Below are 23,524 nucleotides of genomic sequence, written 5' to 3'. Positions count from 1 at the left end.
GTCCAACGACATTTTACCATGAAAAAGAGAAGCCCACAAAAGTATTCAAGTCCTTAATTCGCTGCCAGAGGCTTTTTGGGAATACCATCAAGCCCGTATACTTCGTCATACGCATCAAATATTTTACGCGCAACGGGTCCCGCGCTCGTCGCACCAAAGCCCCCCTCCGGGATGATCACGGCTACAGCCAGCTTCGGATTTTGACGCGGAGCAAAAGCGATAAATACCCCATTATCTTTAATTGTACGTCCCACCACCTGCTGAGAAGTCCCCGTTTTGCGGGCATAGTCATAGGGAAATCCGTTAAAGGCTTTAACATCGGTAGCCATGCCGCGAATCACAGTATTCCAGTACGTATCTGAAAAAGCGACCTCATTCAGCACCTTCGGCTTAAACTCACGTACGAGATTCCCCTGGTCATCCACAATTTTACTGACTAGATGAGGCTGCATTCGCTTGCCCTTGGTTGCCAGTACAGTCGTATACTGGGCCAGCTGCATCGCTGTATATTTCCCCTGCTGACCAAAGGATGCCTGTACCAAACGTGTCAGTGCACTTTCATGCTTACTGGTGTACTCCAGTCTGCCTGCCCACTCACCGGGCAGATCGACTTCCGTCGGTACACCCAGTCCAAATTGCTTCATATACTTGTCCCATACATCAATTCCCTGATGCATTCCTGCATTACTTCCGTATTTGGCATACAGCGGCTTGCCGATCATATCGACCATGAACGTATTTGACGAGACCTCAATAGCCCTACTAGGTGTTAGTGAACCATACACATGTCCGCCTGAATTACCGACTCGGCTGGAGCGATTTTTTCCATAGTACGCACTTCCTGTATCCTGATATGTTTGTCCAGGCGAAAACAGATTTTCCTTCAACCCGATCAGCACAGTCAGCGGCTTAATGGTTGAACCCAGCAGAACCGAGGATTCCGGGTGCGGACCCCCTTTTCCACTAGGTACAGATTTAATCGTTCCGTTCCCCATTTTATGCTGAATATCGTCATACACTGAAGGCGACGCACTTCCCGTTTTCCATACATTCGAGTCATAGTCCGGCATGCTGGCCATTGCTACGATATGTCCGGTCTCTACCTCCATTGCTACAGCGAAGCCAGTAGTTGCATCCTGATGAAGTTTACCCGATACGGCATGGGTACGAAGCCAGCGGAGTTGATCCATAATCGCCTGTTCAGTTTTTTGTTGAATTTCCTTGTTGATGGTAGAGTACAGATGGTGACCTTTCGCTGGAGGTGTAATGGATCTAATACCCTCCGGCATGCTTCGAGGGTTAACCTCTACCGTTTTATAGCCGTTTTTCCCTCTTAACTCGTCTTGATACTGAAGCTCCAAGCCATCATATCCGACAATTTCGCTTTCCGAATACACTTGTTCCGGTCTTAGAACCTCTGAATTGGCTTCATACAACTCTTTATATTTGGGTCGGTTCGCTCGGGCTCCTTTGAATTTGTACATATATCCAATCGTTTGTACTGCCACCCGATCCGGGTCATAATGGCGTACACTTTCTTCTATAACCTCTACACCTGGAAACTCTGTTCGATGCTCCAGAAAATAAGCAATTTCCTTCTGACTCAGGTCGGATTTGACCAAACGCGGAGTAAATCCCCTATATTGAATATAATCCGGGTCAAGTCGTTGTATAATTTCCTTTGCATCAAGTCGCTCTCCTTCGCTATGACCCAACTCGTTTAATTTACTAGCAAGCTTGTCAGCAAAAGCATTAAGTTCAGGAAGCAGCTTGTCCCCCGGCTTGCGACCTTTCTCCGTACGTTTGCTGTAATCCTTAGGCAAAGTCACATACAGGGATTGCATTGGAGTAGAATATGCCAGTCTAACCTTACCCGTGGAGTCATAAATCGTACCGCGACTCGGGGTTAGCGGAACATTTTTTGTATTTATGGATTGCTGCTGGCCCTTCAGCTCCTCTGATTGTATAAACTGCAATACAGCTAGTCTGGTAATGATCAGGGCAAACAGCACAAAAACACTAAAAAACAGTAGGTTGGTTCGTAAAACCGTCCGCTGTTTTCGCGTTTCTTCGTCCTCTTCACCAATTTTCTTTTTGAATGAAAATTTTTTATCCAAACTTCCTCTGTCCATATTAGCTGATCATTACTCCTTCCAATAGGTCTCATATTCCTGATCCTACCATATTTGAAACAAGAAACAAGGAAATCCAAGATGACAATTTTGTAAGAAAACGTATAAAAAAACACAAAAAAAAGCTTTCCTCAGCTCAGTGGCTAGGGAAAGCTTACCTGAAATAATATCTGTATAAAAATGATTATGGCTGTTTGGCTGTATTAGGATCGGCTGTCGCTGCGTCCTTTTTCTTTGGAACACCGTCCAAACCGTACACTTCGTCGTAAGCATCAAAGATTTTACGCGCCACAGGTCCGGCGCTCCAAGCTCCGAAGCCTCCTTCAGGAATGACAACTGCTACTGCAAGTTTAGGATTCTGACGCGGTGCAAAGGCGATAAATACCCCGTTATCTTTCAGTTCCCTGCCTACACTCTGCTGAGATGTCCCCGTTTTGCGAGCAAAGTCATACGGAAAACCTTTAAATGCGCTAACATCTGTCGCCATCCCGCGTATGACTTCATTCCAGTAGGCATCCGGAAATTTCACTTCATTTAGCACCTTCGGTTTAATTGTTTGAACTACATTGCCGTTGGTATCTTTAATTTGGCTGACCAAATGGGGCTCCATCCGTTTGCCCTTGGTAGCCAATACTGCTGTATATTGTGCAAGCTGAAGCGTTGTATATTTACCCTGCTGACCAAAAGAAGCATATGCCAGTTTAGATAATGAGGACTCTTTCGAATTATGAGCATACTCTCTGCGACCAGACCATTCACTTGGTAAATCCACACCCGTAGACACACCTAGCCCAAACTCCTTCATATAGCGGTCCCATACATTCACACCCTGATCTTCCTTGGCATTATTAATGTATTTGTTATACAATCTCTTACCTACCATATCGACCATAAATGCATTCGAGGAATGCCGTATGGCAGAAGCCGGGTCCAACCCGCCATACACGTGGCCAGAAGAGTTCCGTACTCGTGAAGAATTGTTACGCCCAAAATAGGCTGCTCCTGTATCCTGGTAGTAAGATGAAGTACTGAATAAACCTTCCTCCAGACCTATTAACACTGAAAGTGGTTTAATGGTGGAACCGAGCAGGACAACTGACTCTGGATGCTGGCCCGGTTGACCTGATCCAAAGGAGCGGATAGTACCATTTAAATATACATTTTGAATTTTTTTATAGTTATCATTGGATATATTTCCAGTTTGCCAATAATTCGCATCATAATCCGGCATACTAGCCATAGCTACCACATTTCCTGTATCTACTTCCATCGCTACAGCGAAGCCTGTTTTGGCATAAGGATGAGTCTTGCCAGACACAGCGTGTGAATGGAGCCATCTCAATTGATCCGTAATGGCTTCTTCTGTTTTAACCTGAATCTCTTTATTAATCGTGGAATAAATGTTGTTCCCTTTTTGCGGAGGAGTAACAGAATCTACACCCTCCGGCATGTTTCGAGGATCAATCGGAACCGTTTTATAGCCATTTTTCCCTCGCAATTGTTCCTGATATTGATATTCCAGTCCATCAAAGCCAACAGATTCATTATCCATATAAATGAGGCCCGGATCATTTTCAGCTGACATGGATTTTTGAATATTCTTATATTTATCCAACGTTTCACGCGCACTTTTATAACTTTTAATATAACCGACCGCTTGAACAGCTACTGTATCAGGATCGTAATGACGTACCGTCTCTTCAACGACATCTACGCCTGGAAACTCACTCTTATGCTGCATAAAATAGGCAACTTCATCTTTATTAAGATTCGTTTTGATCAGACGCGGCGTAAAACCGCTAAATCGTTGATAGTTCCGATCCATAGCGTCCATAATTTGCTCTGCCGTCATTTGCGGCTCATCTTTATTGCCATATTGAGCAAATCGATTTGCCAGCTTTTGTGTCATATTTTCTAGCTCAGGCAATAACTTCTTATCTGGATTACGCAAATTCTCCATGCTGTCACTATAGTTCTTGGAGAGCGTGATATACAGCGATTGTACAGGTGTCGAATACGCCAGTCGGTTCTGTCCGGTTGAATCATAAATCGTTCCGCGAATCGGCGTAAGTGGTACATTTTTAGTAACATTACTGGCCTCCTGCTGCTTGAGCTGAGGTCCATCTACAAATTGAAGTATCGCCAATCTTACAATTATGACTGTAAATATAATGAACGAGCTGAAAAAGAACAGATTAATCCGGAAGCTAAATCTTTTTCGGTCGGATGTCTCATTGTCTTTTCCTTGCTCGTTGTCCATCTTTCTCATGTGCCCTTTTCCACTCCTTCTTAAATCACTTTATCCTTGATATGTGTTTGGGCAAAACCTGGCGGGTTAAACCAGTCTCCACTTTGTGCCCAGGTCGGGTCTAACGGAACCCACTGATGCTGTCCGCTCAAATACACCTCATTCCAGGCATGGGACCCGTATCCTCCCTGTCCGTTGTATCCAAGACCTGTTACGACCTTGACCTGTAGCCCCTGCGAACGAGCCATCATTGAGTACAGGCGGGCATAATCAATGCACACTCCTTTACGTGTATCAAACGTATCTCTGGGCGTCTGTTCATGCCAGTCACCACGTTGCTCATAGGCTTCCACCTTACTGTAATCATAGCTAATGCGGGTGCCTACCCATTCATACAACGCTCTGGCTTTTTGCTCGTCACCGCTAGCCCCTTCTGTAATCTTGGCCGCTGCCTGAACGATATCGCTTGGAATGTCTCGGTCAATTATTTCGTATTTGCGCTGCATGATACCATTCAATTCCTTGGTAACAGCTTGCGTAAATACAGGGAGCTTATCCTTAATCAGAGTCCCGGACAACGGCTCAATGACCGATTGCGCACCTTGCTTATAAATCGGCGAAGCTTGTACGTAGCTGCTAAACCCGCTGTCTGGGTACAGACTTACGCCTATGAACAGCAGGGCTATGATCATCATGGCGCGAGCTCCACCAATAAGAGTACCTATGCCGGCCCCTGCCACCCTGCTGAAAAAACCCGATTTTTGAGGATGCCCATGGAGAGAGGAATCTGATTTGCCACCTACCATCAGCACATAAATGGCACGCAGTATAAACTGGGCGATAGCATAACTGAGCATGAACAATACGGCGAACCGCAGCAGTGGAAACCCCTCTATCCCCGCCACAAGCGTATAATAAAATTGCTCAATCCCACTTAGTTTTCGCTGTGGCAAATGCTCCATGTAAGCTGCCAGCCATTGCTGCACCTTTGGTGAAAGCCACATCGCTAACCCGAGCGAGCACAAAATACCCGCCACAGTGAGTATGCCATCCACAATGAGACTAAACAGCGCACCTACAGATCTGGAGGCTCCTCGCCTCCACCCCTGTATCAACGACAATACTACGATGGCGATCAGAAACACCGTCACGCCATTCCAATGAAGAATAGACTCCAGCCAGGATGGATTCATTGTGTTCCTCCTGTCTTTACGGCGACTGTGGCGGCTGTGCAGCAGCCAAGTCTTTCGCGCTTTCGATATATTTCTTGACTGTGTCACTCATACTCCATTCGCCCAGCGACATTCCCTGAAACCATACCTTGACCTTGTCCCCCTCAAACGGACCTTTTACTTCCAGGTTGGAACTGGTCACTGTAAATGTACCATCTCCGTTGGAGGTGTATTTGGCATTTTGCCCCTCTTTTATCATCATGTTCAAAGCCTCGCTCTGAACCTTGTTAATTGCATCATCCTTTGCCTGAGTCACGACCTTACCAACCTGTTCAAAGGAAATACCACTGTAGACTAGCAAGCCTGCAATCACAACAATGACGATCAGCCATTTTACGAGAGTTCTTACAATCTTCAATATGACTAACAATAGGACAAGCCCAATCACTATATACAGCCAGTTATCCTGAACGATCTGCCAATTATGTTCCAAAAACTCTGACCAGACGTTCTTATCCATTCGCTACACTCCCGTTTCCAACTACATGATTCAAATTGCAAAATTGTCTCTGTAATTATACATGATTACGCAATGTCCTGTCAGCTTAGGTCTTATACATACCTTGTCAATCAATTCTTGTCCATACAAAGTGGTCTATGTTCGTCCAATCTGGCGTACAACTTAGGAAGGGCCAATACGAAGTAACATGAAAGTTTACATTTAGGAAAGGGGGTCATTCACATGAAAACAGCCCTCTGGCTGTATCTCTTCTTGTTCATTGCCTTTTTTGATCTGCATGCACAATATCCTATTTTGACACCATTCGCCATCTCTCTGGGGGCAGCGCCTACCTTTATCGGTTGGATGATGGGAATTTACTCTCTGACTCACCTGCCTGGCAATTTGATGGCAGGTCCCAAAGTCGACAAACACGGCAGTCGCCGATATATTATGTTCAGCCTGACAGCCGCAGGCCTGATCCTGATCATTCAATCGTACATCCATACACCGTGGGAATTGCTTTTTCTGCGTGCGATTAGTGGTTATGTGTTGGCCTTTTTATCTCCAGCCTGTCTGGCCATGCTGGCGCAACTGTCCGATCATCCGGTTACGCAGGGAAAATATATGTCGGGACATGGTGTTGTCCACACGTTGGCCTCAGTTCTATCTCCAGCTGCGGGCGCATTTATCGTAGCCAGCTTTGGCTTTAGCGAGACATTTAGCTCCCTTGGTATCATTCTCGTAATCACGGGGCTTATGGCTTATTTCACCTTACCCAAAAAAGCACCCGCTCCGCAGGCCCAATTATCTGATGGTCATACGACACCTGCTCCACAGTCAGCAGCACAGACGCGGTTACCCTTCAATTGGCGTTACCTGCTTCTACCTTTTGTTTTGGCGTGCGCACAAGGCATTTTATTTTACGAGATCCCATTACGAAATAACGGTTCTGCGTCCATGATGTCCACCGGATTGCTCTTTTCCATCATCAGTTTGGGAGCACTCTGTACGCTCAGTTTGCTTTTTCTGAACAAATATTCACCGATGGTAAGGTTAATTTGCGGCATTATTCTGATGTCTTTAAGCTTCTACGCACTCGCCACCACGCCTGAAGCGACCATAGGCATCACCCTGTTTATTTTGGGAACAGCCAAAGGCATCATTTTTCCAGCGCTGGCCTCTCTTTTCATACGAATCGGAGGGGCTCGATTGGGCAAAACCTTTGCCCTACAATCCATTGCAACGTCTATCGGCTCCTTTGCCGGGCCTGTACTGGCGGGTCAGCTTCCGGATCACATATCTCCTTTTTTTATCGCATTTCTAATTTTGATGACTGGTCTACTATTCGTTCCTGTTCAGCGATTATCTCCTACACCACCACTATCTGCCTCGGGTCCTTACCATTCCTAATTATAACTAAGGGGCCATGCTGAGATGCTACCTTTAAAGCCCAAAATACGTTCTAGAGGGCTTACGCACAGTACCTAATACCCTGCTCCTCATAGACTAATTTGACTGAACAATTCAATACAAAGGGAGGTGCAGCCCATGAGCCACTGTCATCCTGTAAGCCCTTGCCCTGTTTTTGGAACTTCAACTGGTACCATTCTTGTTCTTTATATTCTGCTCGTCATCATTCTTCGTACTTGCTGGTTCTAATGTTCTAATTAGCCCTAACATCCGGCTTTGTAACCCATGCCTGCCACTTACGGCAGGCTGTTTTGTTGTTTTTTGCATGAGAACCCCTTTTAGAGCTAAACTATACACATATTCTTTCATTTCCCGGGGAATTTCGAGCACAGGCATCAAGCAAGGGGTGAGCAAAATGGCGATAACCGTGATTGTCGAAGGAAAAAATGACCGCAGTAAACTCCGCCGATTACTCGATCCGGAGGTCAACATTTTATGCACCTTCGGCACACTAAACTCAATAAAATTAGAATCCCTCCGCCAGCGGACTAAGCATGACGAAATATATTTATTTATGGACAACGACAGCTCAGGAAAAAAAATAAGAGGGGTGCTTGCAGACGCTTTTCCAGATGCACTTCATATGTATACACGCAAAGGCTATGCAGGCGTAGAAGGTACTCCAGATGAATATGTAATTGCCCAGCTGGAAAAAGCAGAGCTTGAGGAATACATTGTATACCCTCCTGTTCTTTAGTCCTGCAAATAACAAAAAAGCTGTCCTCAGGTCAATTTCATGCCTGTTGGACAGCTCTATATAGTACAGCTTCTAAGATTGGTATTAGAACTTATGAACCGTATCAACGATCATCAGCAAGAAGCTGAGTGTCAAATGGTTAATGGAAAAGAAAAATACTTTTTTTGCCCACGAATCCGTTTCTTCTTCCTTAATCGTAAAGCCTTTAAAGGCATAAAACGCCCAAAGCACGGACAGTAACACGGACACGATCATAAAAATCATACCGGCATATCCATAAGCATACATAAGGATGGGTACCGGGATCAGTAGCACAATATAAGGAATCATCTGAATCTTAGTCCGATGGATGCCTTTCACGACTGGCAGCAATGGAAATCCTGCTGCGCGATATTCCTCAACTCTGCGAATGGCAAGTGCCCAGAAGTGAGGAGGTTGCCATAAGAACAGTAGTGCGAATAAGAGCCAAGCACCCATGTCAATACGGCCCGATGCGGCCACATAACCAATTACCGGAGGCATAGCTCCAGAAATACCGCCAATGGATGTACTCCATGTAGATGAACGTTTCAACCAGAGTGTATAGATGCCAACGTAGACAAACATACCCAATATGCCCAGTAGTCCTGCCTTCACACCAGAGAAGAAGAATAAAACAGCCAATCCGACAATACCCAAAATAATAGCGTATGACAACACCGTTGTAGGGGTCAGACGTCCTGTTGGCAGTGAGCGATTACGTGTGCGCTCCATCTTCAAATCCAACTCACGGTCAAAGTAGTTGTTAAAGACACAAGAAGACGCCATAACCAGCATTGTACCTAAGAGTGTAAGAATTAACTTTATATAGTCAACGTCCCATTGCGATGCCAACCAAAAACCACCGAAGGCTGCAACCAGATTAGTACGAAGGATGCCTGGCTTGGTAACTGTAATAAAATCTTTCCAAGTGCCCGCCTTGCCGGGTGGTTTAGATTTTACAGAATAGGTAGCCGCATCCGAAGAAGTCTTATAACTAATATTATCCATTGTGAGTAACTCCCCCTTAGAGATGTATGAATTCGGGAGTAAGTTGAACTCCGATATAAATTTTATCATATACCTACCCCAAAAAGTTTGACAGAAAACGCACAAAACGTTCACAATTCAGATGGCAAATCACCCCTGCTGATCGTTTACAGTAAATTTGGGTAGTAATAAGTACAGGAAACAATACAAAAGGAGCGACAGATATGGATACAGCCACACACTTTGTCATGGGAGTCGGGTTGGCCGGGCTGGCCTATACTGATCCTGTCGTCGCCGGAGATCCCAAGCTAGCAGCGGTCATACTGCTCGCTACAGTCGTAGGGTCACAAGCTCCGGATTTTGACACCTTGCTTCGGTTGAAAAATAATGCAGCGTATATTCGCAATCACCGTGGACTGTCGCATTCTATCCCCTTCTGGTTGATATGGATCTTGTCCATAACGGGACTGATTTGCCTGATCTTCAGGGATGTGCCCCCAGGTCATGTAGCATTATGGGTAACGATTGCCGTCTGCCTGCATGTATTCACAGATTTATTCAATACGTACGGAACCCAGGCATTTCGGCCGTTTACGAATAAGTGGATATCTTGGAATATCATCCATATTTTTGATCCCTTTATTTTCGGCACCCATGTTGCTGCGATCATGCTGTGGATCACCGGATTGGTTCCGCCCGCCCCCTTATTTATTACGCTGTACGTCATTATTGGCCTGTATTACATTTGGCGAACCTGGAGTCATTTTTTTACCAGAAAAGCGGTACGTGATATGGACAACAAACGTCAGGAAGGCGACACCTATTATATCATTCCCACGGTATCATGGAACCGGTGGCATGTGGTAAAAGCTCATCAGAATGGAAGCTATGACATTGGCGGATTAAATGGCAAGCATTTATTTTGGACGAAACACGCAACTCCATCCACACATCCAGCCGTAGAGGCCTCCAAATCCTATCGCGATGTGCAAGCATTTCGCTATTTTTCCTCCTTTGCCGTTGCCGAGGTGGAAGAACTGGAGTGGGGCTATATTGTGCGATGGGGAGACGTCAGGTATCGACACCGGAGGCAATATCCATTTGTGGCGGTGGTCGCGATGGATAAGCAATTCGGACTGATCAACAGTTATATTGGATGGCTCAGTGACGAAAAGATGCAAAAACGTCTTTCCTTGCATACGAATTAAAAATATTTCCAAGCTAACAATAGGCCGAGTGTATTACAGACAGCAAGTCTCCCTTAAACGGGGGCTTGCTGTTTTTTTGACTATTCCCGTAAAAAAAGCATTTCATGAAAGCGCCCTCTTGACGAAGCAGACTAACGTGATTCACAATGGTCATAAACATGCGCAAAAAAATCCGGAGCATGTTTGCTCCGGATTTTCTTCATCACAGCTGCTCATAATACAGCTTCCAAGATGGGAGTGTTTATGTGTATTACTGCAAGCGGCTGCTGCCCGACAAGGATTGTTCTGCTTGTTGGACCAGCTTTTTCGTGATGTATCCCCCAAGAGAACCTGTTTCGCGGGAAACGACATTACCGAAGTAACCGTCCTGAGGGATGGTGATGCCAAGTTCTTGAGCTGCCTCATATTTTAATTGTTGTAAAGCGGCGTTGGCCTGCGGTACTTGCAGGTTGTTTGAACGACGTCTGCTCATATTTGAATCTCCTTTCAGTTCTTTGTGAGTGAGGTTCATTGCAAGCTTGCAAGATTATTATGGCTCACTTACATCTACTTATTCCTGAAATTCAACATTCGAAGGCTGGAGGTTTTTACCATGAGCAAAGGTCTATCCCTATGGTTCGCCGTTTCATCCATTGTTCTGCTGACAGCAGCAGCTATATCCATCAGCTATTCTGCATGGCTTGCTATATTACTGGGACTTTTATCTGTCGGTAATATCGGCTGGGGCTTCGTAATCAAGGCCCGACAACGCCGTTCTTAAGTTAATTTGTAGAAGACCCCATCTGTCTGTCTTCAATTGGCTCTAGCGTAGACGTGGCAAAAAGCCCATGCGCTCTTTGACCGCAGACAGCGTGACTTCAGCAGCTTCTTGAGCACGCTCTGCGGATTGGGCCAAAATATGCCCAATTTCACCGGATTCCCGGATATCGCGATAGCGCTGCTGAATCGGTTCAAGCATAGCTACAACCGTCTCTGCCAGTTCTTTTTTAAATGTCCCGTACATTTGGCCTTCATAGCGATCCTGCACTTCTTGGAGCGACAAACCGGAACATTGGCTGTAAATGCCCATCAGATTACTAATTTCCGGTTTATTGGCTGGATCATATCTAACCTCACTGCCCGAATCGGTAGTAGCGCGGCTGATTTTTTTGCGTATGACTTTTGGATCGTCCAGCAGTGCAATAAAACTACCTGCATTCGGATTACTCTTACTCATTTTCTTGGATGCATCATCCAGGGACATAATTCTCGCCCCTACTTCAGGGATATACGGCTCCGGAATAGTAAAATAATCTCCATAACGGTGATTAAAGCGGCCCGCTAAATCACGTGTCAGCTCCAGATGCTGTTTTTGGTCGTCGCCTACTGGGACAAGGTCCGCATTGTAGAGCAAAATGTCAGCTGCCATCAATGACGGATATACGAACAGCCCTGCTCCTACGGAATCCTTGCCGGCGGCTTTGTCCTTAAACTGAGTCATACGCTCCAGCTCGCCCATATTCGTCAGTGTTGTCATCAACCATCCCAGCTCAGCGTGCTGTGGAACATGGGATTGCAAAAAGACATTGGATTTCTCTGGGTTAATACCCGCTGCGATAAATAATGCCGCTACCGCCTCCGACTGCTCACGTAATTGAGCTGGTTCCTGCGGTACAGTAATCGCATGAAGGTCTACGACCATAAAGTAACATTGATGATCCTCTTGCAATTTGACAAAGTTTTTCATTGCGCCGATGTAATTACCCAAAGTAAGTTGTCCACTAGGCTGAATACCTGAAAGTACGGTTTTCATATTCTTCCTCCTCCGATTATTTCAATATTTTAGAACGCAAAAAGGCCCCGCATCCTCAAGGGACGCGAGACCGTGGTACCACCCTTATTCATTGCTGTCAGCCTATGAGTTGTCGGAGCTATCCTCCGTGGCCGCTGCAATCTTGAAGCTCCGTTAACGAGGAGCAATCGGCCGTCATACTGAGGAAAGTAAAATCCTGTTCTGTGCGGCACTCCAAGGTCCATTCAGCAGTGCAGGCTCGCCGATTCTCATCCACCACCGGCTTTCTGAAGAGCTTATGCAAAAGCTTACTTGTCCTCATCATCGTGTTATCCATGTCATTTCTTTCTAAGCTACATTAATGATAATTCCGCTTACTGTTATTGTCAAATGACGATTGTGCCATATGACCAAAAATCTGTTATCATAATGACACGAAGCTTCAACCGATTATAGTGGACAAAGGAGCATGAATATGAAACAAGTGACCAAAGAACACTGGAACGGTTACGACACGTATGTTTTACATAGTGGTGAATTGGAAGTTACAATGATCCCTCGTCTGGGGAATAATATTATCTCCGTGCGTGATCTGAAGCTGAACCGGGATATCGTACGTCGACCTGGCGAGGAAGAATTGGCATTTTATTTACAAAAGCCATATCATTTTGGCTTACCTATTTTGATTCCTCCTGGCCGAATTCGCAAAGGACAATTTGAGTTTGACGGCGTCCCATATCAGTTTGACCGTAATACAGCCAACGACAATCATATACACGGTCTGCACCGTAATCAATCCTGGCGTTGCAGCGATATTGAAGAGGATGAAGAAGGTTGCAGCGTAACAACCGAGTTTCTGACAGAAAGTGATCCGCACTGGATGGAACAATACCCCATTCCTTTGCGGCTGGAAATGACATATCGTTTGCAGGGAACTGTATTAAGCCAAACGCTGCGCGTCACTAATCTAGGTGAAAAAACAGCCCCATTCGGCTTGGGATACCACACTTGGTTTATGGTGGATGGAGAACCTCAGCGCTGGCGCCTGAAGCTGCCGGTGAATGGAGTATATGAACAGGATGCTGAGCAGCTGCCTACAGGTGTCATTACTTCTTTAGATCATTTGGAACAGCTCTCCTCAGGTTTATCTTTGAAAGGAACAAATTTGGATACTGTGCTGCGAGCAGCGGAAGGCCCTGCTGAAGCTGTTTTGACTCGTGATGATGGCTATCAAATCCGCTACACCGCAGATGAGCAATACTTTAAGTATTGGGTACTATATACCAAAGGGGAATGCGATCAGTATCTTTGCATTGAGCCTTATACCTGGCTATCTGATGCTCCCAATTTTCCTGACCCAGTCGGAGATGGTGGGCTGATTCGTCTGGAGCCTCAACAATCCATCGACCTCAAAACTCAGATTCATATCATATATCCTTAATTTCCCTATAGTCGCTTTTCTTCCTTCGGCGCATATTTTCATAACTCTGTCGCATACTAACCTCATCACAGCCGAAGGAGGTGACTACACATGTATGAAGCCAATCAAGGCAGAGGACGTCGTAGCAATACTCTGGTCGTTCCTCAAGCCAACAACGCATTGCAACAATTGAAATATGAAGCTGCGCAAGAACTGGGCATCACCATTCCGGCAGACGGTTACTATGGTGATATGCCGTCCCGTGAAGCTGGGTCTCTGGGAGGCTATATCACTAAACGCTTAGTACAGCTGGCCGAACAGCAATTATCAGGTCGTTCAGGTCAATAAGCGTCATTATTCCACATGAGCATTCCGTTATCGTAATTTACCAAAATGCGTTATAACGGGTATATAACAAAGGCGGTCTTCCTTCGGAAGGCCGCTTTTCTTTGCTCTTTTTAATGTCGATGGTTATTCAGATTTAGCCGCGCGATATGTAGGCTTGTTATAGCGGATCATGAGATTCGCCATGTTGTAGTTAGACTCTAATGTTGCATCTACCAAGATTGTTCCTTGTCTGATGGCAAAATCGAAAGCAATCTCACCATGAGTCCAGCTACGCTTGTGATTTAGCGTTTCTAGGGCCATACGCCGAAAATGGTCCCGATGCTCTACAGATAAGCCTGGGTCTACTGCTGCAAATGTGCCACCTTTGCCTGCAATTGGATTATGCCGAATCCCAAATTTACCAACCACATTGTTCCGTATTTGTACAAATACGATCCCTGACGATAAACCCGCCAATTCATTATCCAATTCTTTAAAAACAATATCCATCTGCCTCGCCAACGACAATTGACCTACTTCATCCATCAAAAACCCTCCTATATACCTTATATGAAAATATTTAATAGGTCTTACGGCTCAATTATATGCGAAGGTTTTTAAGCTTACAATCAAATTCAACATAATTGGGTATTTATAACTATTTTCTAAGTATATCCATCATTTTAAATTTCGCTAACAGGTAGCATCAATTGCACTTCGACATTTTGCGACTTTATTCATCATCCTCTGCAAAAATTACAAAAAAGGCCCCCCTTACGGGAGACCTTCTAAAATGTAACTCGGTTATTTTGTCATTTGCAAAAATTGCTCAATATCCTGAACAGTAACTTGTGCGGCGTTACGCCAGAAGTCAGCCTGTGTTAAATCGGTCCCCAAGTGCTTGGAGGCCAGTTCTTCTACTGTCATGCGACCTGTATCACGCAGCAAAGCATCATATTGGTCGGCAAAGCCATCCGGATTTTCCTTCGCAAAAGCGTAAATCCCTGCACTGAACATATACCCGAAAGTGTATGGGAAGTTGTAGAAAGGAGTTTCCGTAATATAGAAGTGCAGCTTGGAAGCCCAAAAATGAGGATGAGCCTCATCCAGAACCCCACAAAACGCTTCACGCTGCGCTTCTTCCATCAACTCGCTTAATTGCTGTGCTCCTACAACACCTTTTTTCCGTAGCTCGTAAAAACGGGTTTCAAACAGGAAACGGGCATGAATGTTCATAAAGAAGGCTACACCACGCTGAATTTTATCCTCCAGCAAAGCTCCCTTTTCCTGACCCTCAGCAGCTTCCAGCAGAGCATCTGATACAATCAGTTCTGCCAGCGTCGATGCTGTCTCAGCCACGTTCATAGCATAATTTTGATTCAATGGATGCAATTCATTCATCACATGTTGATGATAACCGTGTCCTAGCTCATGGGCCAGTGTCGAAACGTTGGATGGTGATCCGGCATAGGTCATAAAAATACGGGTTTCTTTGCTTAGACGCAGAGATGTACAAAACCCGCCTGGACGTTTGCCTGGACGATCCTCTGCTTCGATCCAGCTTTTCTCAAAAGCCATCTGGGCAAAGTCGGCCATTCTCGAACTAAATTTACCAAATTGCTCAACAATCGTTGCGGCTGCATCGTCGTAAGGGATTTTAGTGGTCGATGTTCCCAGCGGAGCTTCAATGTCATGCCAGGACAGTTTTTCTAAGCCTAGGAGCTTGGCTTTCCGCTCCAGGTACTTGACTACAATAGGCTTTGTTTCATTAATCACCTGCCACATCGTATCCAACGTTTGGGCTGACATACGACTGATTTCCAGCGGTTCCTTAAGCACGTCTGTCCAGCCCCGGTTTTCATATAGCTTGAGGCGGAAGCCTGCCAGATGATTCAGCGTATCGGCACAATAGTCCTCTACCTGAGTCCATGCCTCTTCCCAACGTGCAAATACGTCTTTACGTACGCTGCGATCTGCTTCATCCAGTTTATTCGCTGCCTGACCTACAGACAGGTGTACAATTTCACCATTTTCAGGCACCGGGATCGTCATATTTTTGACAATGGTATCATAAAAATCACCCCAGCCATGGTAACCATCCACTGCCAAATCCAATGCAAGGCTCTCCAGCTCAGGAGCCATTTTTTCGCGCGCTTCGTTCCGGTATTCAGTTAGGACAAAAGAAATCGGCTTGATCGCTTCGCGCTCCATCCACTTCTGCCAAATGTCTTCACTGGTTTGTGCCAGCAAGTTCTGGAAAGCGACTAAAGCACTTTTTCCTTGGGCATACAACGAATTGACACGCGCCCCCAGTTGAACAGCCAGCTTGTCATGCTGATTTTGAGCAGTTAAACAAGATACAAAAGAACCTGCCTGCGATGCTCCATTAAACAGCTCCTGTATGCTATTCAGAACACTATCCAGACGCTCGGTATCCAACACCGTTTGTGGCACTTTGGCTACTTTAAGCTGGGATTGCAGCTGTTGGACCTTGCTCTCCAGTTCTTCCAAAAATGCATGAAATGAGGCAGAGGAAGAGCCTCCGCTAAAAATAGATTCCAGATCCCATGTTTGCTTTAACGGTGTTTTCATAATAGTTCCACCTTTCTTTTTTGGCGAATTCATGTGGTTTCATATACAATAAAGCTACATCGTGATGGTACAATCACTACAATTAGGAGGAAAACAGGATGAGACCCTTACAAATTTCGCCGGAAACGGCTGTGAAATTATCCGAAAAACTCGGCATTCCGCTGGAACACCTTATGCATACACCCCAGCACATTTTGATGCAAAAGCTAGCCGAACTAGCTAAAGAAGAAGCCGCTGGCTCGAACGGCGGAGAATCGGACAAATCATGATTCCTTTTGATAAAACCTGGCCTTATGACATTGTCATGGGAGATGTTTATGTACAGTCTTGTCCGTTTTGCAACCATGATAACGTCTTGCTGCCCCTGAAGCCCAAAGAGCTTAAGCTCATTCATGAAGGCATGAAAAAGCTGCTTGTGTTTCCATGCTGCCATAACAAGGTTACTTTGGTGGACTGTGACGACGATTATTTGCTGTCAGATACCACGTTGCGCCATCATTAATTCATGAGGCAGTTGCAAGATAACTCGTTTTACAAACAAGGTGTGAACCATGAGCCTAAATTGGTCATAGTGCACACCTTTATTTCTTCAAGAGGAGCTTGCGTTCTGCATTTCCTCAGGTAGCTGGAAGTTTTTTGCCAGCATTTGTTCACGCAGGACAGACCACTGTTCACGAGAAGCTCTAATCATCGCTGCATCCATAATTTTCTTATCATTAATGACACGCGAAAACCAGCGCACTGCTTCGTTAAAGTTCCCCGTACGTCGATGCAGTTCACCAATCAGATAAAGCAGTTTGGCATTATTCGCACCAACGCCCTCCAGCTCATAGACTCGAACATAGGAATCCAAACTAAATTTGAGAAAGCGAAGCTCCTGCTCCTCATTCCCCTGGTATCTGTACATCCATGCAATATGCTGCAATAGACTGGCTACTACGCGTTCCTTTTCTCCGATGACCTGTGCACAGAGTAAACCCAACTTGTACGTTTCTAACGCCTCTTCCCAGCTACGATGCCCGCCATATTCGCGAGGCTGCCAGCGATTACCGATTTTATCCTTAAATAGCTTGGTTTGCTGATCGCTTAACTGAACGGTAGAGTGCTCTGTCGAAGTAAATCCACAATGAGGACAGACCCGTACGACATAAAAATCGGGATTTTCGTTCTTATAATAAGCGCAAAAATCTGAATCGGTACGAATAGCCTTCTTTAGGCTTGGTCTGACACGGGATGTCTGAAATTCTTGTTCGCATTGCGGACAGACGATTTTGATCTGATATAACGGTTCAAGTTCCAATGTTTTTACAACCCTCTCCAAAATTCGGCAATCCCCGAAAGCTTACGGGGTATTTACAAAATGATGCGCAGGACCGGACAAACGACTAAGTATGATGGAACGAAGCGGCTCCTCAATTCCCGTATCCGTTAACGCATCTGCCATACAAGACAACCATGCCTCTGCTCGCTCCTCCGTCACGGGGAACTTCATATGTCTGGCACGTAACATCGGATGACCATATGCATCAGAAAAGAGGGACGGCCCTCCAAAAAACTGGCTCAGGAACATAAACTGCTTTTCCTTTACCGGCTCCATGTCTTTAGGAAACAGGGGACTTAACAACGGATCTTTATAAACTCTCGGGTAGAAGGCCTCAATAATAGCACGAATACCTTCCGCACCCCCAAGGTTGTCATAAATGCTCAGGCTAGGATTCACTTTTCCTCCAACTTTCTGTGCTATGGTAATAAATATACACTCGTATTATAACAAAAAACAAAAAATGACGCTAAAAATAAGCGTCATTTTATCAATTTAACATATGAAGAGGTTTGCTTCACTGCACATCGCTTCGTCATTCCATGAATACCACTAATAACTCCGCCAATCCTCTTCACCGGGATGGACGAGAGAGGCACGAATGACATACACAAAAGCACATACAAACAGACCGGCAACGATACTCATCCTGATCACTCCATCCTTAAGGTTATGGAATCGTTGTTTTCTTATTTTAACATACTCTTTACAAAAAAACAGCATTCCATGTAATCGTTTTCTTTACTTTTTTGTACTCTTTGTCCATCCTCGACATAGGTATAATAGTACAACTCCAAAGGAGGGGCCTCTATGTCGCTGTACCGCCGTTTCTCGCTTCCTTTGCTCATCCTTATGCTGTTATTCCTATTCATACTGATGGCCGCGTATCCGCAATCTTCTTTGAATGCCGGGCTTCGCGGTCTTGCCATCTGGTGGGATGTGCTGTTCCCGTCCCTATTCCCATTTTTCGTTATTTCCGAGCTTCTTCTCGGCTTTGGAATTGTCCATTTCATAGGTGCGCTACTGGACCCACTGATGCAGCCTCTATTCCGTGTACCTGGGTGCGGGGGGTTTGTCGCGGCGGTCAGTTGTGCATCCGGCTACCCTATAGGGGCCAAATTAACCGCTAAGTTGTGGGAACAAAAATGGATCACTCGCATTGAAGGTGAACGTTTGGTCGCGTTTACGACTTCCTCTGATCCGATATTTCTGATTGGTGCAGTTTCTGTTGGCTTCTTCCATCAACCCGAAATTGCACTCGTCCTGGGAGCGGCCCATTACGGTGGCGTTCTCATCATCGGACTACTCATGCGCTTCCATGGTTCCCGTTCAGAGAAAAACGATATTCGCAGCAAACGCTCTCAACCTCCTCAAAAAGCCTGGTCGAAGTCTGCTAACACATTAACAACAGGTCGCAATAAACAGCCTGGACCACTGCGCCAAGCGTTATATGCCATGCATACAGCACGTTTGGAAGATGGCCGTCCATTGGGTGAGTTGCTTCGTCAGGCGATTGCTTCCTCCCTACGCCTTATTATTGTCGTAGGAGGGCTGGTTGTATTCTTCTGCGTCATTTTAGAAGCTTTGACGAACTCCGGATTAATGAGCGGGCTTCATCTGCTTACGGCTAGCCTATTGTCTGCCTGTGGTCTTCCTCCTACATTAACAGAGTCCATCGTAGGTGGTATTTTTGAAGTCACTTTAGGTGCGCAAGCTGCAGGTGAAGCTGCAACAGCGGCATTACCGTTCAAGGTAGCCGCAGCAGCTTTTGTTCTCTCCTGGGGCGGGCTATCCGTCCATGCACAGGTTGCAAGTATTTTAAATATGACGAATCTCCGCTATATGCCATTTTTGCTGGCCCGGGCTGCGCACGGGATCATCTCTGCACTGCTAGCTCTCGTATTATGGCGCCCATTAATGGGGCAGGGAGGCTCTCCGGTCTTTTCTCCGGTACACGATATCGCATGGTCCCCTGGCTTCTCGTCCGCTATGCTGCTGCACAGTCTGCTGCTTCTTGCCTGCATACTGGCCGGAATGCTTGCTCTCTCCTGGTTAAGCGTGGGTACAAGTCGCTTATTCATACGATTGAAAGGAACACACCGGCAATGAACGATTGTGTTCTTGCTCATAATTGATTATGATCGATATATACCCATGACAAAGGAGCTTTTCATCTTGAGATATTATGTTCTGGATCGCGGGGATCAGCACTCCATGGACTTGAGTCAGCAATTTCACCGTCTTGCCCAAGAAAAGAATTTCAAGCTGGATGCCGAATCGCCGGAAATCGTCGTGTCTATTGGAGGCGATGGTACGATGCTTCATGCGTTTCATACCTTCATTGACCGCATTCCGGATATTGCCTTTGTTGGTGTACATACCGGTCATCTGGGCTTTTACGCGGATTGGCGTGCGGACGAGCTGGAGGAGCTAATCCACCTGATGAGCCAAAGCGGATCTAAGGGACCGCTTAACCCGAGAATCGTTAAGTATCCACTGATTGAGTTGGAAATTCACAAGAAGTCAGGCAATGCTTCTTTTATTGCCTTAAATGAGTTTACATTAAAAGGGGTAGATGGCACGGTCGTTGCCCAAGTAGATATTAACGATATCACCTTTGAGATGTTCCGTGGTGATGGTATATGTGTTTCTACACCTTCAGGAACAACCGCCTATAATAAAGCACTTGGCGGAGCTATGGTTCACCCTACCATTGAAGCATTACAGTTGACTGAGATCGCTTCCATTAATAACCGTGTGTACCGGACATTGGGATCCCCCCTGCTACTGCCAAAACATCATCATTGTGATATTTTTTCACGGAAAGATCAGCGTCTTTTACTGACTGTAGATCACTTGAACTTTCCTGTGGATGACTTGATCTCTGTTCGATGTCAGGTTGCAAGTCAGAAGATCAGCTTCGCTCGTTACCGTCCTTTCCCATTTTGGGATCGGGTACGTAACGCTTTTCTCAATTAGAACCTGCAAAAGAGCCGATCCTGGCTCTTTTTTTTAATCGATCAGGAGGGTACTCCCTCCATCCTTAGCCTTCTCCGACCCCATCGGGCCAGCCTATTGGGAGATATACAAGAAAGACACGTCTTACACAACAGACGGGTCTTTCTTTTTTAGAAAATAGTAACGGCAGAATAGATGAGCAACAGACACATGATCGTATTGATGATTTTATCGTATTTTGTAAAAATCTTTTTAAAAGCCGAACCAAATATCGCCCACAGTAATAATGCTTTACAACCTATGAGGATGGCTAAACACATCAAAAAGAGCACAGCACCATTTGAATCATGATACGGAAGTATGAAAGTAGACATCGCTATCAGAAAAAACAAGATACTTTTTACATTAAAGATTTGGAAAAGTAAACCTGAGAAGAATGAAAACTGACGGTACGTATCCTGATCATCACTTTTTTTGGGCAGAGCAATTTTCCAAGCCAGATATAATAAATATGCAGCACCAATGACTTTAAAGTAAGGTTCTACCCTAGGTAACCACTGATATAAGCGTGTAGTTAACAAGGTGGTTACTGCACCAAGAATAATAAACCCGGAAATAATTCCAATTATGAAATGCATCGATCCCTTGAATCCGAATCTTCTTGCTTCATTCATCATCAACAAATTACTGGGTCCTGGAGTAAAAGATGTAATAATGACATACGAAAGGAATGCTGCAAAATCCATTTTAGTTAGACTCTCCTCTAAATCAAAGATGGTTGAATAAGGTTTGTTATTCATTGTAATATAGGTCTATTTATCGGTAAAATTGAAATACATGAATTAATCCATTGATTTTTATGATACTATCAGACATAGCTAATTGAAATTTAAGTGGGTGAAGTAGTGGAAATACGCCATTTTGTTACATTCAAAAAAGTTATTGAATCGGGGAGCTTCACACAAGCAGCAGTATTATTGGGTTACACTCAATCTACAGTGACTTCTCATATTCAGGCTCTGGAAGAACATATCGGGGCACCCCTGTTTGATCGAATGGGACGAAAAATAAAATTGACAGATGTCGGAAAAAGGTTACTGGGTTATGCAGAAGAAATTTTAAATACTTATCACAAGATTGAAAACATTACAAATGACGAGAAGGCAGTGCGAGGAGAGTTAAAAATAGCGGCTCCTGAGTCTCTAACGGTCTATCGTTTAGAACCGATATTAAGTGAATATAGGACTAAATATCCCCATGTGCGTATTAAACTTAGTAATGCCGCCTGTGGAGATAATCAAAAAGCGATCCTGAATGGGAGTGCAGATCTCTCGTTTGTCATGTTGCCGGAATTACATGATTCTAATTTAATTGTTCATTCCTTAATGGAAGAACCTATTGTCATTGTAGCAAGTCCTGACTCTACAATAAGTGTTTTAAATAAACAGCTTACTGAGGTCTTGATCACCAACGGAAAAGACTGTATTTACCGTGCCATGTTTGAAAACTACCTAGAAGAGCGAGGGATTACGCCTTCACAAATGATGGAGCTGTGGAGTATTGAAGCCATCAAAAAGTGTGTAATGAGTGGGCTAGGTATTACTTGTTTACCTTTCATGACAGTTGCAGAGGAACTTCATCAAGAAAAATTAAAGATCATTCACTGTGACGGTGGCTTTCCAAAAATTTTTTCTCAAATGGCTTATCACAAAAACAAGTGGATTTCTCCCGCCTTATTGAAATTCATTGATATTACTGTAAAACATGCAAAAAGCTGGTCATAAACCATTAGCGGCTTGGGGTGAACTTACAAACAAAACGGCTCCTGAAAATTCAGGAACCGTTTTGTTGTGGAGATGTGAATGTTTTATTTTTTTGATGCTGGCCCTCGGGTTCACGCGAGACACGAACTTGCCGTCCCTCCCGATTTTCCTTTGGCTGCCGATCATAGCGTGGCCCACGCGATTCCTTTTTATCGAAATTCCCCTGTGGATTGCGCTGCCTACGTGGTTCCCGGGCTTGAGGCCCTTCCCCCGAACTTCGCCCATCCTTTGCTTCACGCGGTTCCCTTGGCTGGCGCGAATCACGTGCTTCACGCTGCCGATTTCCTTCACGTCCTTCTCTGGATGGGCGACTTTCGCGAGCTTCACGTGGCTGTCGTTCACGTACTTCCTGCGCATCCTTCGGTTCCCTACGTTGCAACTCGCGTAGTTGACGGGCTTCTGTAGGCTGTTCCACTCGCGACTCCTCTGTAGCTGCGGAATCCTGCTGTGGTTGTGGCCTTTCCGTTTGTCCAGCTGAAGGCTGCGATACCTCTTGGCGCTCTTCGGAATCTAACGTCCCCGCTTGTTCCCTTTGAGCATCTACCAACTGCTGGATGTCGGGAGGAACGAAGTCATCACTGGTGTCGTTATTATTTTCAACTTCACGGCTTTTTTGCAACACAAAATAGGCACAGCCAAAATTGCAGTATTCATTAATATAATCGTCCAATACCACAATGGATGTATCTTTATTGGCTTTGGGGTGCCCTTCTCGATAAAACCCCTTCAGACGAAGCTGATTGTAACCCCAATCGCCAATAATATAATCATAGCGATCCAACACTTCACTATATCGATCACGAAAGGCTTCGGGATTCCATCCGTTCTTGTGATCCTGCAACACTTCATAGTTTTTACCACCGATTTGAAACAAG

General features: G+C 45.1%; 24 protein-coding genes, 1 pseudogene and 1 other annotated feature. Of the genes and pseudogenes, 12 read left to right on the top strand and 13 right to left on the bottom strand.

Going from position 1 to position 23,524, the window contains the following annotated elements:
- Positions 1–53: 53 nt before the first annotated feature.
- The 4 genes from HFE01_RS19125 to HFE01_RS19110 all read right to left on the bottom strand — a co-directional run bounded on the left by HFE01_RS19125 (position 54) and on the right by HFE01_RS19110 (position 6,072).
- A complete protein-coding gene (locus HFE01_RS19125; protein ID WP_107734722.1) occupies positions 54–2,132 on the bottom strand; it encodes a peptidoglycan D,D-transpeptidase FtsI family protein in 2,079 nt (692 codons plus the stop codon).
- A gap of 184 nt (positions 2,133–2,316) precedes the next feature.
- Entirely contained in the window at positions 2,317–4,401 is a 2,085-nt protein-coding gene (locus tag HFE01_RS19120) for a peptidoglycan D,D-transpeptidase FtsI family protein (RefSeq protein ID WP_107734723.1), read from the bottom strand.
- Between the two features lie 20 nt (positions 4,402–4,421).
- Positions 4,422–5,573 (bottom strand): transglutaminase domain-containing protein, encoded by a 1,152-nt coding sequence (locus HFE01_RS19115; RefSeq protein WP_107734724.1) that lies wholly within the window; start codon positions 5,571–5,573, stop codon positions 4,422–4,424.
- A 16-nt stretch (positions 5,574–5,589) separates the two neighbouring features.
- Positions 5,590–6,072, bottom strand: a complete 483-nt coding sequence (locus HFE01_RS19110) for a hypothetical protein (RefSeq protein WP_107734725.1) — start codon at positions 6,070–6,072, stop codon at positions 5,590–5,592.
- A gap of 222 nt (positions 6,073–6,294) precedes the next feature.
- Between HFE01_RS19110 and HFE01_RS19105 the strand changes: the two genes are divergently transcribed.
- From HFE01_RS19105 to HFE01_RS19100, 3 genes and pseudogenes are all read left to right on the top strand, one after another.
- Positions 6,295–7,464: an MFS transporter gene (locus HFE01_RS19105; protein ID WP_107734726.1), complete on the top strand. Its 1,170-nt coding sequence runs from the start codon at positions 6,295–6,297 to the stop codon at positions 7,462–7,464.
- A 180-nt stretch (positions 7,465–7,644) separates the two neighbouring features.
- Positions 7,645–7,713 (top strand): annotated as a pseudogene (locus tag HFE01_RS27385) (YjcZ family sporulation protein); the annotation flags it as partial.
- Positions 7,714–7,879: 166 nt separating this feature from the next.
- Entirely contained in the window at positions 7,880–8,221 is a 342-nt protein-coding gene (locus HFE01_RS19100) for a toprim domain-containing protein (protein WP_167438348.1), read from the top strand.
- 84 nt (positions 8,222–8,305) lie between these two features.
- On the opposite strand, the gene cyoE is transcribed toward HFE01_RS19100, so the two are convergent.
- A complete protein-coding gene (gene cyoE, locus HFE01_RS19095; RefSeq protein ID WP_017427270.1) occupies positions 8,306–9,250 on the bottom strand; it encodes a heme o synthase in 945 nt (314 codons plus the stop codon).
- Positions 9,251–9,453: 203 nt separating this feature from the next.
- Here cyoE and HFE01_RS19090 point away from each other — a divergent pair, with 203 nt between their 5' ends.
- Complete coding sequence (locus tag HFE01_RS19090) at positions 9,454–10,437, top strand: metal-dependent hydrolase (protein WP_017427269.1); 984 nt, start codon at positions 9,454–9,456, stop codon at positions 10,435–10,437.
- A 250-nt stretch (positions 10,438–10,687) separates the two neighbouring features.
- On the opposite strand, the gene HFE01_RS19085 is transcribed toward HFE01_RS19090, so the two are convergent.
- Positions 10,688–10,909, bottom strand: a complete 222-nt coding sequence (locus HFE01_RS19085) for an alpha/beta-type small acid-soluble spore protein (protein WP_013311857.1) — start codon at positions 10,907–10,909, stop codon at positions 10,688–10,690.
- Between the two features lie 120 nt (positions 10,910–11,029).
- Between HFE01_RS19085 and HFE01_RS19080 the strand changes: the two genes are divergently transcribed.
- On the top strand, positions 11,030–11,197 hold the full coding sequence (locus HFE01_RS19080; RefSeq protein WP_016324694.1) for a hypothetical protein: 168 nt from the start codon (positions 11,030–11,032) through the stop codon (positions 11,195–11,197).
- 42 nt (positions 11,198–11,239) lie between these two features.
- On the opposite strand, the gene trpS is transcribed toward HFE01_RS19080, so the two are convergent.
- Entirely contained in the window at positions 11,240–12,229 is a 990-nt protein-coding gene (gene trpS / locus HFE01_RS19075) for a tryptophan--tRNA ligase (RefSeq protein ID WP_167438347.1), read from the bottom strand.
- A 55-nt stretch (positions 12,230–12,284) separates the two neighbouring features.
- Positions 12,285–12,542: a binding site (T-box leader), on the bottom strand.
- Between the two features lie 141 nt (positions 12,543–12,683).
- On the opposite strand from trpS, the gene HFE01_RS19070 reads away from it, so the two are divergent.
- The gene (locus HFE01_RS19070; RefSeq protein ID WP_017427268.1) at positions 12,684–13,649 is read left to right on the top strand and encodes an aldose 1-epimerase; all 966 of its coding nucleotides are present in this window, start codon (positions 12,684–12,686) and stop codon (positions 13,647–13,649) included.
- Positions 13,650–13,739: 90 nt separating this feature from the next.
- Positions 13,740–13,976 carry an alpha/beta-type small acid-soluble spore protein gene (locus HFE01_RS19065; RefSeq protein ID WP_013372934.1) on the top strand — a complete coding sequence of 79 codons (237 nt, stop codon included), beginning with the start codon at positions 13,740–13,742 and terminating at the stop codon, positions 13,974–13,976.
- Positions 13,977–14,099: 123 nt separating this feature from the next.
- On the opposite strand, the gene HFE01_RS19060 is transcribed toward HFE01_RS19065, so the two are convergent.
- Both HFE01_RS19060 and HFE01_RS19055 read right to left on the bottom strand, forming a co-directional pair.
- A complete protein-coding gene (locus HFE01_RS19060) occupies positions 14,100–14,501 on the bottom strand; it encodes a hypothetical protein (protein WP_017427267.1) in 402 nt (133 codons plus the stop codon).
- Between the two features lie 258 nt (positions 14,502–14,759).
- Entirely contained in the window at positions 14,760–16,547 is a 1,788-nt protein-coding gene (locus HFE01_RS19055) for a M3 family oligoendopeptidase (RefSeq protein WP_017427266.1), read from the bottom strand.
- Positions 16,548–16,645: 98 nt separating this feature from the next.
- Here HFE01_RS19055 and HFE01_RS19050 point away from each other — a divergent pair, with 98 nt between their 5' ends.
- Both HFE01_RS19050 and HFE01_RS19045 read left to right on the top strand, forming a co-directional pair.
- Entirely contained in the window at positions 16,646–16,816 is a 171-nt protein-coding gene (locus tag HFE01_RS19050; protein WP_016819983.1) for a YycC family protein, read from the top strand.
- On the top strand, positions 16,813–17,049 hold the full coding sequence (locus tag HFE01_RS19045; RefSeq protein ID WP_013372938.1) for a hypothetical protein: 237 nt from the start codon (positions 16,813–16,815) through the stop codon (positions 17,047–17,049). Before HFE01_RS19050 ends, HFE01_RS19045 begins: the two co-directional genes overlap by 4 nt.
- 87 nt (positions 17,050–17,136) lie before the next feature.
- On the opposite strand, the gene HFE01_RS19040 is transcribed toward HFE01_RS19045, so the two are convergent.
- Together HFE01_RS19040 and HFE01_RS19035 are read right to left on the bottom strand one after the other, a co-directional pair.
- Positions 17,137–17,868: a DUF2225 domain-containing protein gene (locus tag HFE01_RS19040; protein ID WP_013372939.1), complete on the bottom strand. Its 732-nt coding sequence runs from the start codon at positions 17,866–17,868 to the stop codon at positions 17,137–17,139.
- Positions 17,869–17,889: 21 nt separating this feature from the next.
- Positions 17,890–18,267 (bottom strand): globin domain-containing protein, encoded by a 378-nt coding sequence (locus HFE01_RS19035; protein WP_013372940.1) that lies wholly within the window; start codon positions 18,265–18,267, stop codon positions 17,890–17,892.
- Positions 18,268–18,678: 411 nt separating this feature from the next.
- Between HFE01_RS19035 and ylbJ the strand changes: the two genes are divergently transcribed.
- Both ylbJ and HFE01_RS19025 read left to right on the top strand, forming a co-directional pair.
- Entirely contained in the window at positions 18,679–19,977 is a 1,299-nt protein-coding gene (gene ylbJ, locus HFE01_RS19030; protein WP_107734729.1) for a sporulation integral membrane protein YlbJ, read from the top strand.
- A 66-nt stretch (positions 19,978–20,043) separates the two neighbouring features.
- Positions 20,044–20,847, top strand: a complete 804-nt coding sequence (locus HFE01_RS19025; RefSeq protein ID WP_017427262.1) for an NAD kinase — start codon at positions 20,044–20,046, stop codon at positions 20,845–20,847.
- 149 nt (positions 20,848–20,996) lie between these two features.
- On the opposite strand, the gene HFE01_RS19020 is transcribed toward HFE01_RS19025, so the two are convergent.
- Positions 20,997–21,572 (bottom strand): LysE family transporter, encoded by a 576-nt coding sequence (locus tag HFE01_RS19020; RefSeq protein ID WP_107734730.1) that lies wholly within the window; start codon positions 21,570–21,572, stop codon positions 20,997–20,999.
- Between the two features lie 159 nt (positions 21,573–21,731).
- Here HFE01_RS19020 and HFE01_RS19015 point away from each other — a divergent pair, with 159 nt between their 5' ends.
- Positions 21,732–22,610 carry a LysR family transcriptional regulator gene (locus HFE01_RS19015; protein WP_107734731.1) on the top strand — a complete coding sequence of 293 codons (879 nt, stop codon included), beginning with the start codon at positions 21,732–21,734 and terminating at the stop codon, positions 22,608–22,610.
- A 49-nt stretch (positions 22,611–22,659) separates the two neighbouring features.
- Here HFE01_RS19015 and HFE01_RS19010 read toward each other — a convergent pair whose 3' ends face one another.
- Positions 22,660–23,523: a YutD family protein gene (locus HFE01_RS19010; RefSeq protein WP_107734732.1), complete on the bottom strand. Its 864-nt coding sequence runs from the start codon at positions 23,521–23,523 to the stop codon at positions 22,660–22,662.
- Position 23,524: the final 1 nt, after the last annotated feature.

It is taken from the genome of Paenibacillus sp. EKM10P (genome assembly GCF_011800655.1).
Classification (GTDB): domain Bacteria; phylum Bacillota; class Bacilli; order Paenibacillales; family Paenibacillaceae; genus Paenibacillus; species Paenibacillus polymyxa.
This window is presented reverse-complemented; position numbering and strand designations above follow the sequence as displayed.

What these genes read in the sequence shown, in the direction of transcription:
- trpS (WP_167438347.1), bottom strand. Translation starts at nt 12,229, where the DNA reads ATGAAAACCGTACTTTCAGGTATTCAGCCTAGTGGACAACTTACTTTG.
- HFE01_RS19110 (WP_107734725.1), bottom strand. Translation starts at nt 6,072, where the DNA reads ATGGATAAGAACGTCTGGTCAGAGTTTTTGGAACATAATTGGCAGATC.
- cyoE (WP_017427270.1), bottom strand. Translation starts at nt 9,250, where the DNA reads ATGGATAATATTAGTTATAAGACTTCTTCGGATGCGGCTACCTATTCT.
- HFE01_RS19090 (WP_017427269.1), top strand. Translation starts at nt 9,454, where the DNA reads ATGGATACAGCCACACACTTTGTCATGGGAGTCGGGTTGGCCGGGCTG.
- HFE01_RS19125 (WP_107734722.1), bottom strand. Translation starts at nt 2,132, where the DNA reads ATGGACAGAGGAAGTTTGGATAAAAAATTTTCATTCAAAAAGAAAATT.
- HFE01_RS19120 (WP_107734723.1), bottom strand. Translation starts at nt 4,401, where the DNA reads ATGAGAAAGATGGACAACGAGCAAGGAAAAGACAATGAGACATCCGAC.
- HFE01_RS19045 (WP_013372938.1), top strand. Translation starts at nt 16,813, where the DNA reads ATGATTCCTTTTGATAAAACCTGGCCTTATGACATTGTCATGGGAGAT.
- HFE01_RS19055 (WP_017427266.1), bottom strand. Translation starts at nt 16,547, where the DNA reads ATGAAAACACCGTTAAAGCAAACATGGGATCTGGAATCTATTTTTAGC.
- HFE01_RS19060 (WP_017427267.1), bottom strand. Translation starts at nt 14,501, where the DNA reads ATGGATGAAGTAGGTCAATTGTCGTTGGCGAGGCAGATGGATATTGTT.
- HFE01_RS19115 (WP_107734724.1), bottom strand. Translation starts at nt 5,573, where the DNA reads ATGAATCCATCCTGGCTGGAGTCTATTCTTCATTGGAATGGCGTGACG.
- HFE01_RS19065 (WP_013372934.1), top strand. Translation starts at nt 13,740, where the DNA reads ATGTATGAAGCCAATCAAGGCAGAGGACGTCGTAGCAATACTCTGGTC.
- ylbJ (WP_107734729.1), top strand. Translation starts at nt 18,679, where the DNA reads ATGTCGCTGTACCGCCGTTTCTCGCTTCCTTTGCTCATCCTTATGCTG.
- HFE01_RS19020 (WP_107734730.1), bottom strand. Translation starts at nt 21,572, where the DNA reads ATGGATTTTGCAGCATTCCTTTCGTATGTCATTATTACATCTTTTACT.
- HFE01_RS19100 (WP_167438348.1), top strand. Translation starts at nt 7,880, where the DNA reads ATGGCGATAACCGTGATTGTCGAAGGAAAAAATGACCGCAGTAAACTC.
- HFE01_RS19070 (WP_017427268.1), top strand. Translation starts at nt 12,684, where the DNA reads ATGAAACAAGTGACCAAAGAACACTGGAACGGTTACGACACGTATGTT.
- HFE01_RS19105 (WP_107734726.1), top strand. Translation starts at nt 6,295, where the DNA reads ATGAAAACAGCCCTCTGGCTGTATCTCTTCTTGTTCATTGCCTTTTTT.
- HFE01_RS19050 (WP_016819983.1), top strand. Translation starts at nt 16,646, where the DNA reads ATGAGACCCTTACAAATTTCGCCGGAAACGGCTGTGAAATTATCCGAA.
- HFE01_RS19080 (WP_016324694.1), top strand. Translation starts at nt 11,030, where the DNA reads ATGAGCAAAGGTCTATCCCTATGGTTCGCCGTTTCATCCATTGTTCTG.
- HFE01_RS19085 (WP_013311857.1), bottom strand. Translation starts at nt 10,909, where the DNA reads ATGAGCAGACGTCGTTCAAACAACCTGCAAGTACCGCAGGCCAACGCC.